This window comes from Sporolactobacillus shoreicorticis, assembly GCF_024125445.1.
Lineage (GTDB): Bacteria > Bacillota > Bacilli > Bacillales > Sporolactobacillaceae > Sporolactobacillus > Sporolactobacillus shoreicorticis.
This window is the reverse complement of sequence record NZ_JAMXWM010000005.1, coordinates 117,461-134,565: the sequence shown is the minus strand read 5'-3', so window position 1 is coordinate 134,565 and position 17,105 is coordinate 117,461. Positions and strand designations below refer to the sequence as shown.

The following is a 17,105-nucleotide window of genomic DNA, read 5'->3' as shown; positions in this document are numbered from 1 at the left end:
CATTTTTTAAAGGAAGGCGGACTTAGTTATGGTGATCACGGAAATTATTAAAAATGAGAATCCGCATTGTCCTTTGACTGACGAAGAAGTAGCACAAAAATTGTTAATTTCTCGAGTGGCAGTCACGAAATTAAGAAAAAAGTTTCAGATTGCTGATTCACGAGCAAGAAAGAGAATGTACATGATTAACGACCTCAAAGCAATTCTTAACGAGAATAGCAGCCTCTCAGATCGACAGATTGCTAAACGTCTTCAGAAGCTGGGCTACGACACCACCCGTTACCTTGTCGCTCAGTTAAAAAAGAAAGTGCAACCAAAGAGCAAGATAGCTGCAATTTCTTCAAAGAATTCTGCGAATATTGAAGAAAACAATGTTTTTCACAGCTTGATCGGCCATGATGGCAGCTTAAAACTATGTGTCGACCAAGCAAAGGCAGCCCTGCTCTATCCACCGCATGGACTGCATACGTTATTAATTGGAAATTCAGGTGTTGGAAAAAGCTATTTAGCAGAAAAAATGTATCAATTCGCGCTAACAACCGATAATTTCAATGATGATGCTCCTTTTCTCGCTTTCAACTGTGCTGATTATGCCGATAATCCTCAACTGCTTTTGGGACAATTGTTTGGTTATCAAAAAGGAGCTTTTACAGGTGCTGTATCTGACAAAAAAGGAGTCGTCGAGCTTTGCAATGGCGGCATTCTGTTCTTAGATGAAATACACCGTCTTCCTGAAGAAGGGCAAGAAATTCTTTTTCAATTGCTCGATAAAGGTCACTTTAGACGAATGGGCGCAGCTGGCGATACAAGAACAAGTCGAATTATGCTGATCGGCGCGACAACAGAGAAGCCTGAGAATTCACTGCTGCTGACGTTCAGGCGACGAATCCCAATGTCAATCACAATTCCTTCATATACAGAACGCCCGATTCAAGAGCGAGAAGAACTCGTCCACTCCTTTTTCCAAAGAGAAGGTTTGCGTCTGAAAAGAAATCTAATCATCAGTCAAGATGTCTTTAATACATTTGTATCCTACAGCTACCCCGGAAATGTCGGTCAATTGAAAAATGACATCAAAGTATGTTGTGCTAAGGCACTGCTTCAGGCTGTTACACATCACGCCGACAGTGTACGTATAACTTTTCAACATATGACTGAACAGATCCGTAATGATGTACTTAATGGACAGATTGCTTTTGAAGAAAATTCGTGCGGCTCCGATTTGCAAATTCAATATAACAATCAAATGAAACCAAATGACGTAGCCTCCTCTCAGCAAGAAGATATCTATCAATATATTGAAAATATGCATATGAATTTGAAGTATGAAGGTTATGATGATGACCGAATTATTAAGCTATTGGGCGGCTTAGTCGAAAAGAAGCTTGCCTACATTGCACGGTCGACCAGAAGCAATCGCCCACAAATCAGTTCTCAAACCATTGCAGACATTGTTGGTAAACGATTTATGACTTTAGCTGATTATTGTTTTGAGCAAGCAAAAAAGAAACTGCCGTTATTGCGTCAAAGCGTCATCTATCCACTCGCATCACATATGAAATCAGCATATGAACGAATTATTGCTGGAAAACGCGTGAAGTACCCGGATTTTGATAAAGTGAAAAAGGAACATGAGAAAGAGTATTTCATTGCTAAAGAGCTTACACAAACATTAGCAAAAAAATTGGAAATTACTATTCCTGACGATGAAGCTGGTTTTATCGCCATTTATTTATGTCATTTTCAAATATCTTATCAAAAAAAACATGAAAAAAACATCGGAGTTGTCATTCTCAGTCATGGTCACGTCGCTTCAGGAATGGCGGAAGTCGTCAATCAGTTACTAGGAATTAAGCAGGCAATCGGTGTCGATATGGCACTGAGCGACTCGCCGAACTTTATGCTGGAGAAAACAATTATTGCAGTGAAAAAAGCCAACCAAGGCAAGGGCTGCATTCTTTTGGCCGATATGGGTTCATTGTTAAGCTTCGGTCCAATCATTCAAAGCCGCACGCAAATTCCGGTAAAAGTAATCGGTAGAGTCGATACGCTGATGGCAATGGAATGCGTACGAAAATCAATGATTCCTGAATACACATTGGAAAATTTATTATTGGATACTAAATTACAAAAAAATACAGAATCAGTATCCCTCTTACCACAGACAGCTGACAATCAAAAACAACCAGCTATTCTGACCCTCTGTTTAACAGGAAAACGCTCTGCGATTAAAATTAAAGATTATTTGCACTCCTTAAATTTTCCTGAGTTGAATGCAGTGCATGTTATTCCAGTTGGTCTCGTATCATGCAGTGGTATTGAAGCAATAGTCAAACACTATCAAATATCTTATTACGTGGCTGCAATTGTCGGTACCGTTAATCCACAGCTTGCAGATGTCGCCTTTTTATCTATGGAAGAACTAATGAGGCCCGCCGGAAAATTAAAATTGAAGCGACTTTTGCATATCGCATTACCAAATAATAATCAACTGCATGAAGTCATCGATGAACGTTTCATTCTTTTTGATTCGGATTCCATGACCAAAGAAGCAGTGATTGATCGGATGGTAGCAACCTTATTAAAAAACAAACGTGTATCGGAAGGATTCTCGCTCAGTGTTTATAAACGGGAAACTTATGGGGACACCCTTTTAAAAGGGGGAATTGCCATTCCTCACGGAAATCCGTCATTCGTTACAAAACCGACCATCGTTGTTACAAAATTAGACCACGATATTTCTTGGACGAATAATCAAACCTGTCATTTGGTCTTTTTGCTTGCATTGAATGAAGATTCAAGACCTTATTTTGAGCAGTTATATTCACTTATATCGGATCAAAGTAAGATGGAGAAGCTGCAGATATTAAATGATCGAGAAACTATAAAGCAACTGCTTTTAAATTAAAACAGGTTACAGAATTTAAAAGATCAAAACATTATTCGCCAACCGCAACAAAATAAAAGAGCATGCGCAATTTAAAGCAGCAAATAAAGCGATTACATTATTTGCCGCTGGGTTGGCATGCTTTTTGCTTATTAAAAAGTAAAGGAGGAACAAAAAATGAATGTAACTGATTATCCTGAAATCACAGTCATATTAAGAGGCTACTCTCAAGACCAAGCGGAGACAGTGATGAGCATACTTACATCAACTAAAAGACACTATGCAGTTGAAGTCACCATGAATACAGTCGGTGCAACTGAGATAATCCGCCACGGTGCAGCATCTTTCGGCGACAAGCTTCTTATTGGAGCAGGAACAGTGATGACCGTTCAAGATGCTAAACAAGCAATCGATGCTGGAGCCAGATTTGTGCTGTCACCGACATTATTGCCGAAGGAGGTCCTCTCACTCTGCAAATCAAACGGCCTAACTACAATTACCGGAGCTTACTCACCAAGCGAGGTTGTTGAAGCGTTTGACCGAGGAACAGACATCGTCAAAATTTTTCCCGCACATCTTAACGGACCAGGTTATTTCCAAGACATTCAAGCCCCGCTTGGCAAAAAGCCATTAATGGCAGTAGGTGGTATTAACAAACAGAATGCTCGTTCCTTTTTAAACGCTGGAGCCACTTACCTGGGTATCGGATCAGGCATTTTTGAAAAGAAAGATATCCTTTCAAAAAATACAGAGCACCTAAGCAAACAGCTTCTGGCATTTGAGAAAGAGTTAGAAGGTGAAAAACAATGAGGAAAGGCATGATCATTTCAAAACAGTGTGTTTTTAAAGGGGTTGATTGCAAGGATAAATCCGAAGCATTATCCTTTTTGGCTGATAAGCTTTACGTCGAAGGATTTGTTAATGAGAAGTACAAGGAAGCAATTCTTACACGGGAGCAAAACTATCCGACGGGGCTTCCCGGCAGTGAATGGAACATCGCTATCCCACATGCAGATTTTCATTTAGTTAACCGTACAACAATCGCCGCGGCAATTCTAAAACAACCGGTACTCTTCCATTCAATGGATAATATAAAAAAAGATATCCCGGTTCAAATTATCTTAATGCTGGCAATCAAGGAACCACACGGACAAATTCAAATGCTGCAAAACGTGATTCAATTCATTCGCAACCACGAACTTCTAAAGAAAATTGTTGATGAGTACACAGAGCAACAAATTGTGGCTGTTCTTCAAATGCAGCTAAATCAAAAAATGGGGGCTTAAAAAATGAAAAGAATATTGGTCGCTTGTGGTAACGGTATTGCAACATCAACGGTTGTGGCAACAAAAATCAGAGAGGCAGCGAGTGAACGGAATCTACCGGTAACGGTAAATCAGTGCAAATTGATGGAGGTTGAATCCATGGCTTCCGATTATGATCTGGTGGTCACATCCGGACAATTCGGCGGCACCGTCACTGTTCCGGTCGTTACGGCCATTTCGTTGTTAACCGGCATTGGTGAAGACGAAACGATTGAAGAAATTATGAATTTTGTCAAACAATGACGAGGAGGGAATCCTATGTTTATCTTTGATTTTTTCATTAAAGCAGGACCGATTGTAATGATTCCTGTTATTATCACAATTATTGGCTTGGTTTTTCGATTGCCCCTGACGAAAGCGTTTAAATCAGGGCTGATTATCGGAATTGGCTTTGCCGGAATCAACTTGGTCATCGGATTATTAACGTCAAATCTTGGACCCGCCGCCAAAGCCATGGTCAAAAATTTTGGTATTAAACTGGATGTACTTGATGTCGGCTGGGGATCAATTGCAGCCGTCACCTGGTCATCGCCAATCATTCCTATCTTAATTGGAACCATTTTTGTGGCGAACATCATTTTGTTAATCCTTAAAGCCACAAATACGCTGGATGTAGATATTTGGAATTATCACCATATGGCCATTGTCGGCGTCATGACTTATTTTGTAACCGAGAACATTCTTGTGAGCATATTAGCGGCTGCATCAATGGCCATAATCACCTTTAAACTTTCAGACTGGTCTCAGCCACTGGTCAGCAAGTATTTCGGCATACCTGGAGTGTCCTTGCCGACAGTTTCGGCGATGTCTTCTTTGATTATCGCAGTACCGCTCAATTGGCTGATCGATAAAATACCCGGTGTAAATAAAATCAACCTTGATATGAAAAATGCCAAGAAGTACCTTGGTTTCTTTGGTGAGCCAATGATCATGGGTTTATTACTCGGCTGCGCAATCGGAGCATTGGCAAAATATGATTTAACACGAATCTTTCAAGTTGGTGTGAACATGGCAGCGGTCATGGTCTTGATTCCAAAAATGGTTGCATTGTTTATGGAGGGGTTAATGCCGATCTCTGAAGCCGCGAAAAAGCTGACAAGCAAAAAATTCAAGGGACGGAAATTCTTTATTGGACTTGATGCGGCGGTTGTTGTCGGCAATCCTGAAGTCATCACGACAGCACTGATCCTAATTCCTCTAACCATTCTTTTAGCTATTGTGCTTCCCGGAAACCGTTTGCTGCCTTTTGCAGATCTGGCTGTTATTCCATTCCGTGTAGCACTTGTTGTCGCACTGACCAATGGAAATTTGTTTAAAAATATTATCATTGGTCTCGGAACGATGTCAGCAATCCTGCTTGCCGGAACTGCGACATCGCCCGTCCTTACTGCTTTGGCAAAAACAGTCGGCATCAACGTCGCGGGCGGCGGCCTGATCTCGTCCTTTGCATCGACAAGCTTGACTGCCAGCTTTCTAGTATTCAAGGTTTTCACGAGCAATTTATGGATTACACTGCCCGTTTTCATTGTTATCTTTGCCGTCGTGTGGATTTATATGGATGTTATTCGCCCGAAAAAGACGCATCAATCAGGAGATGAAGTTTCACTATGAAAATAAAAGATATTAAAGTCTATCAAGTCAAGCCGCGCTGGATTTTTGTACGACTATTTACAGATGAAGGCATTGAGGGCTGGGGGGAACTCATTTCAGGAACAAAAACCGATACGGTTGTCGCCGGAGCTTACGAAATGGGAAAACGTATTATCGGCCGCAATCCCTTTGAAATTGAGCGACTCTGGCAAGAAATTCATCGTTCGTTTTTCAGAGGTGGTCCGATCAACAGCACAATTCTTTCGGGAATCGAAATGGCCCTTTGGGATATTAAGGGTAAAGCTTTTAATTGTCCGGTCTACGAACTTCTAGGCGGAGCCGCACGTGATCGGATTATGGTTTATTCATGGATCGGTGGTGACCGGCCTTCCGACGTTGCTGCACAAGCAAAAGAACGACGAGAGCTTGGATTCAAAGCAATTAAAATGAACGCAACCTCTGAACTGCATTATATCGACTCATTCAAAAAAGTTCAGGAAGTTCTCGATCGAGTGGGATCTATTCGAGAAGCAGTCGGCGATGATTTGGAAATCGGTGTTGATTTTCACGGACGTGTTCATCGCCCGATGGCAAAGGTTCTCGCCAAGCAGTTGGAAGAATACCATCCGATGTTTTTGGAAGAAGTCGTCCTGCCCGAAAATCCGGAATCATTCCGCGAGGTTGCCAACCACACATCGATTCCGCTGGCGACAGGCGAACGGCTAAATACACGTTGGCAATTTAAGCAATTGTTCGATCAGAAAGCAGTCGATATTATTCAACCGGATCTGGCTCTTGCAGGAGGCATACTCGAATCACGCAAGATTGCTGCAATGGCCGAAGCCTACGATATGGCTGTTGCGCCTCATGCACCGTACGGACCGATATCACTTGCCGCCACGCTTCAGATGGATGCATGCACGCCAAATGTCTTTATTCAGGAACAGAGCCTTGGTATTCATTATAATAGAGGATTTGACCTGCTGGATTTTGTCAAGAATAAAGAGATTTTCCAGTACAAAGACAGCTATGTTGAACTGCCTAAAGGACCGGGTCTCGGTCTTGACCTTGATGTAGATAAGATTGAACAAATTTCTCAGGAAGGTCTATACTGGACCAATCCAAAATGGAAAAACTATGATGGCACCATTGCAGAATGGTGATAGCGATCAGCATTAGAAAAATAAAATCTACAATGTCTAAAAGTAAACCGAAGTGAGCTAATTCTGCTCACTTCGGTTTACTAATGTCATGTTGCTATATGATCCACCTATGAAATTCCCTCTGATGCCTTGATCATTCCCATCTTGGTGGAAAAAGTAATTCTCAATTGTCTTGTATACTATTCATCTGCCACAGCGTCATTGATTTGCTGCTGATCATAAGCCTGTAAGGTTAGAAACATAATGACGTACAGCACGAGCGGAATCCACACGTAGTTCACATTAATCATTGACAGCGTCGCCGCGTTTTGCGCGTGATTGGAGACATATCCGGACAGGTGGAACAGTCCGGCAGTAATCATGCCGCCGATTCCAAGTCCCATGTTGACACCGAAATCATCGGTTGAGGCGAGAATTCCTTCAGCCTGTACACCCATGGCCGCGCCGTAGCGAATCGTGTCGGCAATCATAATGGAAACAAGACCGATAATGATTCCATGGCCGACAGAATTAATAAAGGTCCCGGCAAACAAGGTCGCCAAAGAATGCGCATAAACGCCGACTGTCAGGATTGCCTGACCGACAAAAGCAGTCAGCATACCGATCAGCATCGTTTGCTTCTTACCAAGCTGTTTCACCAATTGTATAATCAGAATAACACCAATCAGGGCCGCCAAAGTAAAGCCATTTGCCAGCGGAACTAAATCCTCCCGACCGAGCGTATATTTGAAATAGTAAATCGTGGTTTGATTTTTCAATGCAGTGACCAGCCAATACAGGAAAATCACAACAGAAATGACCAGCCACGGCCGATTCCTGCGCAGCATGCGCATCACAACCTTAAACGGCTGGTGCGTAGCTTCAGGCTTGCTGACCCGCTCATGAACATTGAAAAATGTATTGAGAATCAACAGCAATGAAATCAAACCAAACGCGCAAATGGTGAACAGAAATCCCTTTTGCTGATCGCCCCGTCCGAAGAAGGCGACAAACGGCAATGTGAAGACTGCAACAATAATTTGGACCGAACTGCCGAAGAACTGCCGAATCACGCCAAGCAAAGTCAACTCCTGATCATTTTCCGACAATGACGGCAAAATAGACGTAATCGGCAGATTGACCGCGGTGTAAAAGAACCCTAATCCCAAGTAGGTCACGTAGGCCCATACCAGTTTGCCTGACTGCGAGAAATCGGGCGTCATAAATGTCAGAACGGCAAAAATAACATAGGGCAGAGCATACCAGAGAAAGAACGGCCGGCTTTTGCCCCACCGAGAGTGCGTATGGTCGATCATCACCCCAATGATAAAACTTTCTACAACATCAGCAATGCGCGCAACAATGAACAGAATCGCTACCGCACCGGGATTTAATCCATAAACATCCGTATAAAAGAACAACAGGTACGTGGTTAACATTTGAAAGACCAGATTGTCGGCCGCATCACTTAATCCGTAGCTGATGCGTTCCGGCCAATCCGTTTGCCATTTTCGTTCCATAAGCCATCTTCTTTCCAAAGATAAAGACAAACTTGGCTTGGATAAGTTTTGACACCAGCCAGGTCTTAGCTTTTCTTATACGAAGCTTCCGCTAAATTCCTTATCTTCTATGCTTTCTTTTTGTAGAACAAGAAGGCGCCAAATGGATCGGCGCCACCTGATACCTTTCATTTTATTGTATGTGCTTGATAAGCCGATGGTAAATTTCATCGCCTATAACATCATTGGTCCACATCCAGACGATGTGTCCCAATGCTTCGGAAATATGTTCTTCCATCGGCTGATCCTTCGCCGCCGGAACGGTTTTCATTGCCGGCATAATACCTAAGTGAAAAGCTGACCAAATAGTTAGACCAAATACCGATCCTCCGCCTGCTTTGATTTTCGGCTCATATTGAGCGAGCACCTGATAAAGTACAGCGAACGACGCAGAAAAACCGAAGTGGACTAAATAACTGACCCACGGCATGTCTTGTTCCGAATATCGATAGGCAGCGTGTGTGGCAGATTCAGAAACGCCCATTTGCTGCAGTAATTTCTGAGGTGGATTCGTTGCATCACGTTCCGGTGTTCGCGGAGGCAGAACATTCTCCCATCCAAACTTAACGAGCCCGGAAACGAGTCCGGCGACAAGGCCGGCTTTGACGGCAGCATTTAACTTGCTAGACTTTTTCTTTTTTAAAGCCATGTCTCCAGCTCCTTCACTGTTGCTTACTTATTGTTAGTCTATGAACTAGTATAATCAAATCTCTCATTTATGTGGTGCATAATGCTCATTAGGACATCGTGTCGTTCAAGTTCGTTATTTTTTAACTTTGCAACAGATAGCTGCAAAATAAATAGATTCCAATCGCGCAATTTATATTGCTTACATAAAATAAGGGCCTGACTATGATAATTGACCGTATAACGATCCATCAAATGACCGGCGGCATACCGGCAGTACCTTAACACCCGACAAAATATAGACGCAGTGTTTGTCATTCATGGATATGGCAGCTCAAAAAAGAGCAATTAGGATTGGTTTATCGTGTTAGTGAAATTGGCTTAAAAACCTTTGTGGTTGACTTACGCGGACATGGTGAAAACTCACATATGTTAACGATAAATACATTGAACGATATCAATGAATTGACTAAGTCATTAAGCGGTTATGGAAAGGTTACAGCCATCGGGCATCCTTTAGGGGCAGGTTTGCTTAATCAGTCCAACCGATGCTGCGATTGGCATTTCACCTGCTGCTAATCATCAGTTTGGCACGGAACAAACATTTCTGTTTCATAAAGCATTCTAGTCCTTCATTAAGTAACGAGCAAAATAAGCGGAATTTTTCCGGTTATTTCTCAGATTGGGCACTTACCTGATCGTACAGCCCGAATCTTATGACCTTATCGTCGTACCAACAAGCCAAAACGCTATACTTTTCTTGTAAGAAAACCGAGCGCTGTGTGATCTCGCTGACACCTGGTTCCGCAGGCGTTTCGCTCCTCCGCTTTGATTCTCAGCCAAGACTTGGTCTATTGGTTTGAAAACGTGGCGAAATAATAAACTTTCCTATCTTGTAAAAAAAGGCGACCCGAAATCGATCGGATCGCCCTTTTTATTCGCTTTATTCTTCAGATTACGGACTAACATTCAAGCGATTCGCCGCTTCGGAAACCCATCCGGCATGCGCATCATCCGTATCAAACGGAATACTGCAATCACCACTGAGAAGAATGCCTTGACGCCCATTTTCTTCAAGCAGACGTTTTGTTTCTGCCTGAATTTCTTCTTTTGTACCTTTGTAAAAGACGCCGTTCTCCGTATTTTCAAAGCCGCCCATTACTGCTCGGCCACCGAACAGTTTCTTTCCTTCTTTAAGAGAAACGCCTTCAACGTAAGACGCCCAGTGGAAGGCTTTGACCGGATAGTCTTTGTAATCACCGAGACGATTCCGTTTGCCCTCAAAACCGCAGATGTGAATCATATTGTAATCGTGAACCTCTTGAACCGCCTTTAGCAGCTTAACCTCGTTTGGCTGCACAAATTGTTGCCACGTATGAGTACTGATTACCGAATCCTGCGGCTGCTGCACGCACAAGTAGATACCGTCAATCCCTGATTCTTTAATCAATTTGCTGCTCAAAACAATTAAGTCGTCGGCAAGAACAGCAAAGGCATTGGCAACTGCCAGGGGGTCTTCCTTTAAAAAGCGATAAATCTTTTTGGTATCCTGTTCAAGGATTTCAAAACGCAGACGCAGCTGATACCATGGCGAAAAAATATTATAGAAGCTGCCGATTTCACCGTTATAGTGATCCACAATTGCCTTAATCGCCGCAACCTGACGCGTGATCCATGGATCATTCACGTCAATACGCTGAATCTTCTTCAGGTCTTCCGGCACTTCAAACGTGTTATCGACGACACTCGGATGCAGGAAGAATCCGTCGCTCATAATCTTTGTGAAATCAGGATGGTAGCGATTATAGAAACGTTGCTGACGAGAAACGACGTCATCAATCACAGCCTGATCTCGGTAGCCAAGTACCTGCATTTTCTCATCAGACAGATAGTGATGCCAAAATCCGGCCAGCACTTGTTCCGTCCGCTTATTATCTAATGTATCGAGTAAAATCTGATGTTTGTTTTCTGCCACAACAGCCACTCCCTGTAGTTTGCCTTATGCGAGACGCCAGCCGCCATTGACATGCAGACTCTGGCCTGTAATATAGCTTGAATCGTCCGAAATAAGGAAGACGATCGGCTTGGCGACTTCTGACGCTTGAGCCGCACATTGCATCGGCACTTTTTTACGGTACTTTTCGATGTTTTGCAGAAGCCGCTCATGCGTCATTTCCGTATCGGTAATCCCTGGAACAATCGCATTCACGCGCACATTTTTGGGTGCGCCCTCCAAAGCCAACGTCTTTGTCAAACTGGTTACCGCTCCTTTTGACGCGGCATAGGCATCGTAATTTAAGATTCCGTCAAAAGCATCGACAGATGTCACATTTACGATGCTGCCAAATCCTTGATTAATCAGCTTCGGTAGCAAGGCCAGAGTTGGATATAGCGTTCCATAGAAGTTGACGTCCATAATGTCCTTCCATGATTGATCATCATAGTCTGATAAATCCGTCGTGTAGAAAATACCTGCCGAATTCACTAACCCGTCAATGCGTCCGGTTTTGGCATAGATTTTATCAAACACTCGTTGGACAGCCGCTTTATCGGTCAATTCCAGTTGATAGATTTCGCTCTGAACACCTTCACGGCGTGTCTCGGCTTGTACCTTAGCGAGACGCTCAGCATTTCGTCCAATCAAATGCACGTTGTACCCTTGATCAGTTAGTGCAACCGCCGTCGCGCGACCAATCCCGCTGCTCGCTCCGGTAACAATCACATGTCGTTCATTGCTTGCCATGCTACGATCCATCTCCTTCTTTATTCAACTTAAATCACACGTTCGCCAAGATGTCCGTTAAGAACTTCTTCGTTCGTTCTTCAGAAGGGTTCTCAAATATCTTTCTTGGTTCTCCTTGCTCGACGATATAGCCGTCGGCCATAAAAATCACACGGTTGGAAACATCGCGGGCAAAACTCATCTGATGCGTGACCACAACCATTGTCGTTCCGGAATTTGCCAAATCTTTCATAACCTTCAGCACTTCCCCGACAAGTTCCGGGTCCAAAGCCGAAGTCGGCTCGTCAAAGAAAATAACCTCGGGATTCAGCGCAATCGCCCGGGCAATCCCGACGCGCTGCTGCTGTCCGCCGGAAAGCTGCGACGGATAGTGATCTTTACGATCTGTCAATCCAACACGTTCCAATGCTTTCAACGCAATATTCTCCGCCTCATTTTTCTTTACTCTGCGCGCAACGATTAAGCCTTCCGTGATGTTCTGCAAGGCTGTTTTGTTATTAAAAAGATTATAGTTTTGAAAAACAAACCCGACGTTGCGTCGAATGGTGTTGATTTCTTTGCCATTTAATTTTTGAAAGTCGTTGTCGACTCCGGCAAACGTGATACGTCCACCGTTCGCCTCTTCCAATGTGGTTATCGTCCGTAAAAGTGTTGTTTTTCCGGAACCGCTTGGTCCAATAATTGAAATGACATCGCCCTTGTTCACATTGATGCTGATCCCTTTGAGAATGTCATTACCTGCGTAGCTTTTCTTTAAGCCTTCAATCGTGAGCATGTTTGATCCTCCCACTTTCTGCTCGCTCTACTTTTGCTCTAGTTTGGGCTGCTTGATACTAAAAGGGAACCAGTTGAAACCGGTCCTGTTTTTTATTGGTCTTCGATATTTACTGAAATACCGTTCAAACAGATAGAATATGATTTCCGCACCGTAGCAGATAATCAGATAGTAAACCCACACAACCAAGTAGGCTTCCAGAAAATTATAATTAAAAGCCGCCTCCGTTTTCGCAATTGCAGTAATATCTTTAACCGACATGATAAAAGCCAAGGATGAATTCTTAATCAGATACAATGTTGCGTTGGCAATATTCGGCAAGGCTGAGATCAATGCCTGAGGCAGAATAATCCGCCAAAATGTCTGTCGTGGCTGCATGCCAACCATCAGACCCGCTTCCATCTGCCCTTTATCGACTGTCTGCAAAGCTGAGCGGAATACCTCCGTCAGCGTCGCAATACTGTTGAATGTAAAGACAATGTACGCATAATAAATCGGATTAATGCTGAATGCCGCCTTGCCGATGATCATATTTAGAAGACTCGGAAACGCGCTGTATACGATCAGAATCTGTGCAATAATCGGTGTTCCTCGAACCAGAGAAACATAAAATTGAACCAATCTTTGCAAACCTTTAACTCGATAGATTCTAATTAATGCAAATAAGACACCGATCGGCAAGGAGATCAGTAACGCGACCAAGACGATCTGCAGGGTAACGGGAACACCTTGAATGGCTGTTTGGGCAACTTTTACCATAAAATCTGTATTTAATGACATTTAGGCGTCCCCCTTAAACGGCAATGGTTTTTCGTTTTGCTTGATAGGATTTCTCAACCAGAGACAGGCCTTTGTCAATCGCCAGTGAAATAACCCAATAGATTAATGCTAGAGCGCAATACGTCTGCCAAGCAAATCCGCCCGAATTATTGGCGACAATCATTTGTGCCTTGGCAACCATGTCGACAACCCCGATAGTGAACGTCAATGCCCCTTCTTTAAGAAGATTAACGACCGAATTGGCAAAGTTTGGCAGCGCTACGACAAAAGCCTGCGGCAAAATAATTCGGTAAAAGGTTTGAAACGGCGTCATACCGACCATCAGTCCGGCCTCCATCTGCCCTTTCGCAATCGACTCATACGCTGATCGCATAATCTCCGATACCGGAGCGGAAAACAGGACGGTTAATGCAATAATGACAAAGTACATACGGTTCCAGCCGTCAATATTCGTATGAAACCAGCCGTTAAACACCATCGGCATGCCGTAATACACGACGAAAATCATGATGATCGCCGGCGTTGCCCGAATCACACTCACATATACACCGGCAAGCAATCGCAGGACAATTGATTCGCTTAATCGTGTCGCAGCAAGCAGCAAACCAAGCAGACTGCCTAAGACAATTGATGATAAAGAGACAATTAAGGTGATGTTAATGGCCGGCAGCAACTGACCTAAAAAATTGATGATTAATTTGATATTGTCCATTTACATGTCCTCAACTTTTTCGATTACTTAAATGGGTGATTGAGCAGTTTGAAATTATCCTGACCAAAGTATTTTTCTGAGAGCTCTGATGCTTTTCCGGAATCAATAATTTTCTTAATTGCTTTGTCATAGGCTGCAGCAAATTCTTTTTGATCCTTGTTAAACAGCGGATAGGTCTTGATGCCGCCTAACGTAACGTAGGTCAGCTTGTCTTTCAAATCAGCATTGGCGCCGTCTTTCTTTTCCACATTAGCTTCAAACATTGGCCGAATCGCAAAAAATGCATCATAACGACCTTCACTGACCCACTTCAAAGCATCGGAAACAACGAATGTATCGGCACTGCCTAAATCAATTTTAGGACTGTTCTTCTTGTTATAGTCCGCAATGACCGCATATTGTCCATTTTGTGGCGCAATTGGAACCAATTTTCCTTTATTCTGAGCCAGTTTCGCTAAGCCGCCGTATTTATCCTTATCTTTTGTCCGAACCACAAAGCCGGAATCACTTACTCCGAAGTAGTTCTTTGGAAACAGATACGTTTTCGCACGATCATCCGTGTAGAAAATGTTCTTAACACCCACTTGATATTTACCGCTCTTAACACCAATTAACACATCATCATCACTTGTGCCCACATACTCGAATTTATATTGAGGCAGTTGCTTATCAATTTCACGCATGATGGCAACGTCATAGCCATCGCCTTGCTTCTTGTCATTTTGATACGTGATCGGAAAATTGGTTGTTGCGTAGGCCACTTTAATCACTTTTGGTTTGTCTGCACTTGCTTTATCGGAAGATGCCGATTTGTTCGAACCGAGATTACCTAAAAAATAAATACCTCCAGCGACGATGACAACTGCCGCAATAACACCAATAATAATTTTGTCTAATTTCTTCATGTTGTTCCTCCTCATTTAAATGCGAATTTTATTTGGTCAAACACAAGTGTTTGTTGTTTTAATTGATCACCGGCACCGTCAAAATTAAGTTGAATGATGTGGTTTTCTAACCCCTGCTCAAAAATCAACTGTCGATCCTCAACGTGAACTTTGTATCCGGAATCCGTCTTTTCCGGATTATTTTCCAGTAGCTGTCCCCAAACACCGGCAGTCTTATACGGATCGGGTACATGGAATACAGCTTGTCTCACTAGTAAATCACCGGCAGGATGGGACATGATAAGCCCTTGATCCTTAAGTTTCTGCTCTCGCGTTTCATCGCTGCCTTGCCATTGAATAAAAAACGGATAAGGCAGACCGTCAATTGTGCCGTCGATAAAGAAAATCGACCAGGTAATCAGACGCCCCTGCTCATCAAGCCGCTTGCCAACCTCAATGTCACCGGCATTTATCCCTGCTTCCTTCAAGCGTGCATGCGTCGCTTCGATGTCTGATGTACGAATTGCAATTGTATTGGTGCGCTGCACCTTTTGTTCATAGTCCTGAACCGCATCATACACAGCGGAAGCTCCTGCACGTGGAAAGCTCTTGGCACGCGCCTCATCATACACAGAGATCAGTTCAATATAATTCAAACCAAAATAACCTAATGCATTTTCGGTTCCCCATTTTTCATGGCGTCCGCCTCGGGCAAACACGATGCCGCGTTCACCGAAGAATTGGGCTGCTCGGTCGACATCCTGAACATTGATCATCGTATGGTCCCAGTTTAAAACAGCCATGTTTATTCCCCTTTTCCTAATTCAGTTGTCCGTTTAATTGCCGCAAGCACTGCGTTTTGAACGCCTGCCGCGAAATCACTTGCATCCAGTTCATGCTGAGCCGTGATGCCTACGCCGCCGGCCGAGTTATTGATATCCAGCAATTCATAAGGGTGTTTGCCGGTAATCTCCAGCATTTTCGCCGCACCTTGCAGATTTTCCAGCGCAATTTGGTTGGCTTGCGCACGTGACAATCCGCCAAGCACACCGGCATTGGTCAGTGCGAGATAAAAGTTGTAAATGTAGTTCGGCCCGCACACCGCGTAGCCTGTATAGATATCAATTTGTTCTTCGGGAATGTAATCCACTTTTCCGAAACTCTTCAGAAATTCGTCAGCGTCCTCTTGATTTGCCGTCGCATTCAGCGCGGCACCGGTAACCCCGAATCCGGTATCCGTCAGTGTGTTGGGAATAATACGAACGATCGGATAATCAGCAGCTTCCAGCGCATCTTGCAATTGTTTGATCGTGACACCGGCAATAATTGAGATCAGTGGTTTCTTTTGACCGCTCGCCCCGATCTGCCTAGCAAGCTCCGCCCACTTGTCCTGAGGACGGACGCCCAATAAGATAATGTCCGCGTTTACTAATGCCTCAGTCTGAAATTCCGTGTCTGCGGTCACATGATACGTATCCTTTAAATAACGCACTCGTTCCGGACTAATGTCCACAACCTTCGTTGTATCCGCTGAAATCGCCTGATTTTTTAATGCAGCGCGGATAATCGCCTCTACCATTTGTCCGCCGCCTATGGCATACAAGGATTTTGTCATATTCCTTTTCCCCCATCATTAATTTATTTAAAATTCATTATTAAATTGAATAACATCCATGACGATCTTCTCTTGTAGTCCGCTCAACAGCGCTCTTTCTGCAAAGTTGATCTTCTCTAAACAAAAAGTAATCATCTCTTTTAGTCTTTATAAAACAAGCAAGTGTCATCAAAACAGCTCATTTTAATTTTAACATTATGAGTATTTAAAATTATTAAATTTCGATTACCATTTTATGCGTTGGTATAAAAAATCGTCTTAAAGCTGATTGGGCTTAAAGACGACGCATTATAATCCATCCTTTGTAATCGAAACTATTTTTTCACTCGCAAGGAGGGTAACGGTTAAGTGAAACTAGCTTCAGTCGATTCAACCTCAATGGATAAACGCCGTACAAAATTTAAATTCATATACATGGGTTCATCGCAACACATCGACATCATTTGCGCTGATTTCACTTTACGTT

General features: G+C 43.2%; 17 protein-coding genes. 7 read left to right on the top strand and 10 right to left on the bottom strand.

All coding sequences use genetic code 11. The annotated features are described in order from the left end of the window. The first annotated feature begins 28 nt into the window (after positions 1-28). From NIE88_RS06185 to dgoD, 6 genes are all read left to right on the top strand, one after another. On the top strand, positions 29-2,908 hold the full coding sequence (locus NIE88_RS06185; protein ID WP_253060375.1) for a sigma 54-interacting transcriptional regulator: 2,880 nt from the start codon (positions 29-31) through the stop codon (positions 2,906-2,908). A gap of 156 nt (positions 2,909-3,064) precedes the next feature. After that, positions 3,065-3,697, top strand: a complete 633-nt coding sequence (locus tag NIE88_RS06180) for a bifunctional 4-hydroxy-2-oxoglutarate aldolase/2-dehydro-3-deoxy-phosphogluconate aldolase (RefSeq protein WP_253060362.1) — start codon at positions 3,065-3,067, stop codon at positions 3,695-3,697. 8 nt (positions 3,698-3,705) lie between these two features. Beyond that, positions 3,706-4,173 carry a PTS sugar transporter subunit IIA gene (locus tag NIE88_RS06175; RefSeq protein ID WP_253060360.1) on the top strand — a complete coding sequence of 156 codons (468 nt, stop codon included), beginning with the start codon at positions 3,706-3,708 and terminating at the stop codon, positions 4,171-4,173. Between the two features lie 3 nt (positions 4,174-4,176). After that, positions 4,177-4,455 carry a PTS sugar transporter subunit IIB gene (locus NIE88_RS06170; protein ID WP_253060358.1) on the top strand — a complete coding sequence of 93 codons (279 nt, stop codon included), beginning with the start codon at positions 4,177-4,179 and terminating at the stop codon, positions 4,453-4,455. Positions 4,456-4,470: 15 nt separating this feature from the next. Continuing rightward, positions 4,471-5,823 (top strand): PTS galactitol transporter subunit IIC, encoded by a 1,353-nt coding sequence (locus tag NIE88_RS06165; RefSeq protein WP_253060355.1) that lies wholly within the window; start codon positions 4,471-4,473, stop codon positions 5,821-5,823. Further along, positions 5,820-6,965 (top strand): galactonate dehydratase, encoded by a 1,146-nt coding sequence (gene dgoD / locus NIE88_RS06160; protein WP_253060353.1) that lies wholly within the window; start codon positions 5,820-5,822, stop codon positions 6,963-6,965. Before NIE88_RS06165 ends, dgoD begins: the two co-directional genes overlap by 4 nt. Before the next feature lie 179 nt (positions 6,966-7,144). Here dgoD and NIE88_RS06155 read toward each other — a convergent pair whose 3' ends face one another. Then, positions 7,145-8,464, bottom strand: coding sequence for an MFS transporter (locus tag NIE88_RS06155; protein ID WP_253060351.1), 1,320 nt, complete (start codon positions 8,462-8,464; stop codon positions 7,145-7,147). A 172-nt stretch (positions 8,465-8,636) separates the two neighbouring features. Beyond that, on the bottom strand, positions 8,637-9,152 hold the full coding sequence (locus tag NIE88_RS06150; protein ID WP_253060345.1) for a DUF1440 domain-containing protein: 516 nt from the start codon (positions 9,150-9,152) through the stop codon (positions 8,637-8,639). 332 nt (positions 9,153-9,484) lie between these two features. Between NIE88_RS06150 and NIE88_RS06145 the strand changes: the two genes are divergently transcribed. Beyond that, on the top strand, positions 9,485-9,709 hold the full coding sequence (locus tag NIE88_RS06145; protein ID WP_253060343.1) for an alpha/beta hydrolase: 225 nt from the start codon (positions 9,485-9,487) through the stop codon (positions 9,707-9,709). A gap of 376 nt (positions 9,710-10,085) precedes the next feature. On the opposite strand, the gene NIE88_RS06140 is transcribed toward NIE88_RS06145, so the two are convergent. The 8 genes from NIE88_RS06140 to NIE88_RS06105 are packed head-to-tail and all read right to left on the bottom strand — an operon-like array spanning position 10,086 to position 16,639. Next, positions 10,086-11,105: a uroporphyrinogen decarboxylase family protein gene (locus NIE88_RS06140; protein WP_253060341.1), complete on the bottom strand. Its 1,020-nt coding sequence runs from the start codon at positions 11,103-11,105 to the stop codon at positions 10,086-10,088. A 24-nt stretch (positions 11,106-11,129) separates the two neighbouring features. Beyond that, positions 11,130-11,873, bottom strand: coding sequence for an SDR family NAD(P)-dependent oxidoreductase (locus NIE88_RS06135; protein WP_253060339.1), 744 nt, complete (start codon positions 11,871-11,873; stop codon positions 11,130-11,132). A gap of 34 nt (positions 11,874-11,907) precedes the next feature. After that, positions 11,908-12,648 carry an amino acid ABC transporter ATP-binding protein gene (locus NIE88_RS06130; RefSeq protein WP_253060337.1) on the bottom strand — a complete coding sequence of 247 codons (741 nt, stop codon included), beginning with the start codon at positions 12,646-12,648 and terminating at the stop codon, positions 11,908-11,910. 27 nt (positions 12,649-12,675) lie between these two features. Further along, positions 12,676-13,428, bottom strand: a complete 753-nt coding sequence (locus NIE88_RS06125) for an amino acid ABC transporter permease (RefSeq protein ID WP_253060335.1) — start codon at positions 13,426-13,428, stop codon at positions 12,676-12,678. 13 nt (positions 13,429-13,441) lie between these two features. After that, positions 13,442-14,140 (bottom strand): amino acid ABC transporter permease, encoded by a 699-nt coding sequence (locus tag NIE88_RS06120; RefSeq protein ID WP_253060333.1) that lies wholly within the window; start codon positions 14,138-14,140, stop codon positions 13,442-13,444. A gap of 23 nt (positions 14,141-14,163) precedes the next feature. Next, entirely contained in the window at positions 14,164-15,045 is an 882-nt protein-coding gene (locus NIE88_RS06115; RefSeq protein ID WP_253060331.1) for a transporter substrate-binding domain-containing protein, read from the bottom strand. An 11-nt stretch (positions 15,046-15,056) separates the two neighbouring features. Then, positions 15,057-15,827 carry a VOC family protein gene (locus NIE88_RS06110; RefSeq protein WP_253060329.1) on the bottom strand — a complete coding sequence of 257 codons (771 nt, stop codon included), beginning with the start codon at positions 15,825-15,827 and terminating at the stop codon, positions 15,057-15,059. Between the two features lie 2 nt (positions 15,828-15,829). Then, positions 15,830-16,639, bottom strand: coding sequence for a pyrroline-5-carboxylate reductase family protein (locus NIE88_RS06105; RefSeq protein ID WP_253060327.1), 810 nt, complete (start codon positions 16,637-16,639; stop codon positions 15,830-15,832). Positions 16,640-17,105 lie beyond the last annotated feature (466 nt).

What these genes read in the sequence shown, in the direction of transcription:
- NIE88_RS06130 (WP_253060337.1), bottom strand. Translation starts at nt 12,648, where the DNA reads ATGCTCACGATTGAAGGCTTAAAGAAAAGCTACGCAGGTAATGACATT.
- NIE88_RS06120 (WP_253060333.1), bottom strand. Translation starts at nt 14,140, where the DNA reads ATGGACAATATCAAATTAATCATCAATTTTTTAGGTCAGTTGCTGCCG.
- NIE88_RS06170 (WP_253060358.1), top strand. Translation starts at nt 4,177, where the DNA reads ATGAAAAGAATATTGGTCGCTTGTGGTAACGGTATTGCAACATCAACG.
- NIE88_RS06125 (WP_253060335.1), bottom strand. Translation starts at nt 13,428, where the DNA reads ATGTCATTAAATACAGATTTTATGGTAAAAGTTGCCCAAACAGCCATT.
- NIE88_RS06135 (WP_253060339.1), bottom strand. Translation starts at nt 11,873, where the DNA reads ATGGCAAGCAATGAACGACATGTGATTGTTACCGGAGCGAGCAGCGGG.
- NIE88_RS06115 (WP_253060331.1), bottom strand. Translation starts at nt 15,045, where the DNA reads ATGAAGAAATTAGACAAAATTATTATTGGTGTTATTGCGGCAGTTGTC.
- NIE88_RS06105 (WP_253060327.1), bottom strand. Translation starts at nt 16,639, where the DNA reads ATGACAAAATCCTTGTATGCCATAGGCGGCGGACAAATGGTAGAGGCG.
- NIE88_RS06165 (WP_253060355.1), top strand. Translation starts at nt 4,471, where the DNA reads ATGTTTATCTTTGATTTTTTCATTAAAGCAGGACCGATTGTAATGATT.
- NIE88_RS06110 (WP_253060329.1), bottom strand. Translation starts at nt 15,827, where the DNA reads ATGGCTGTTTTAAACTGGGACCATACGATGATCAATGTTCAGGATGTC.
- NIE88_RS06155 (WP_253060351.1), bottom strand. Translation starts at nt 8,464, where the DNA reads ATGGAACGAAAATGGCAAACGGATTGGCCGGAACGCATCAGCTACGGA.
- NIE88_RS06150 (WP_253060345.1), bottom strand. Translation starts at nt 9,152, where the DNA reads ATGGCTTTAAAAAAGAAAAAGTCTAGCAAGTTAAATGCTGCCGTCAAA.
- NIE88_RS06175 (WP_253060360.1), top strand. Translation starts at nt 3,706, where the DNA reads ATGATCATTTCAAAACAGTGTGTTTTTAAAGGGGTTGATTGCAAGGAT.
- dgoD (WP_253060353.1), top strand. Translation starts at nt 5,820, where the DNA reads ATGAAAATAAAAGATATTAAAGTCTATCAAGTCAAGCCGCGCTGGATT.
- NIE88_RS06185 (WP_253060375.1), top strand. Translation starts at nt 29, where the DNA reads ATGGTGATCACGGAAATTATTAAAAATGAGAATCCGCATTGTCCTTTG.
- NIE88_RS06180 (WP_253060362.1), top strand. Translation starts at nt 3,065, where the DNA reads ATGAATGTAACTGATTATCCTGAAATCACAGTCATATTAAGAGGCTAC.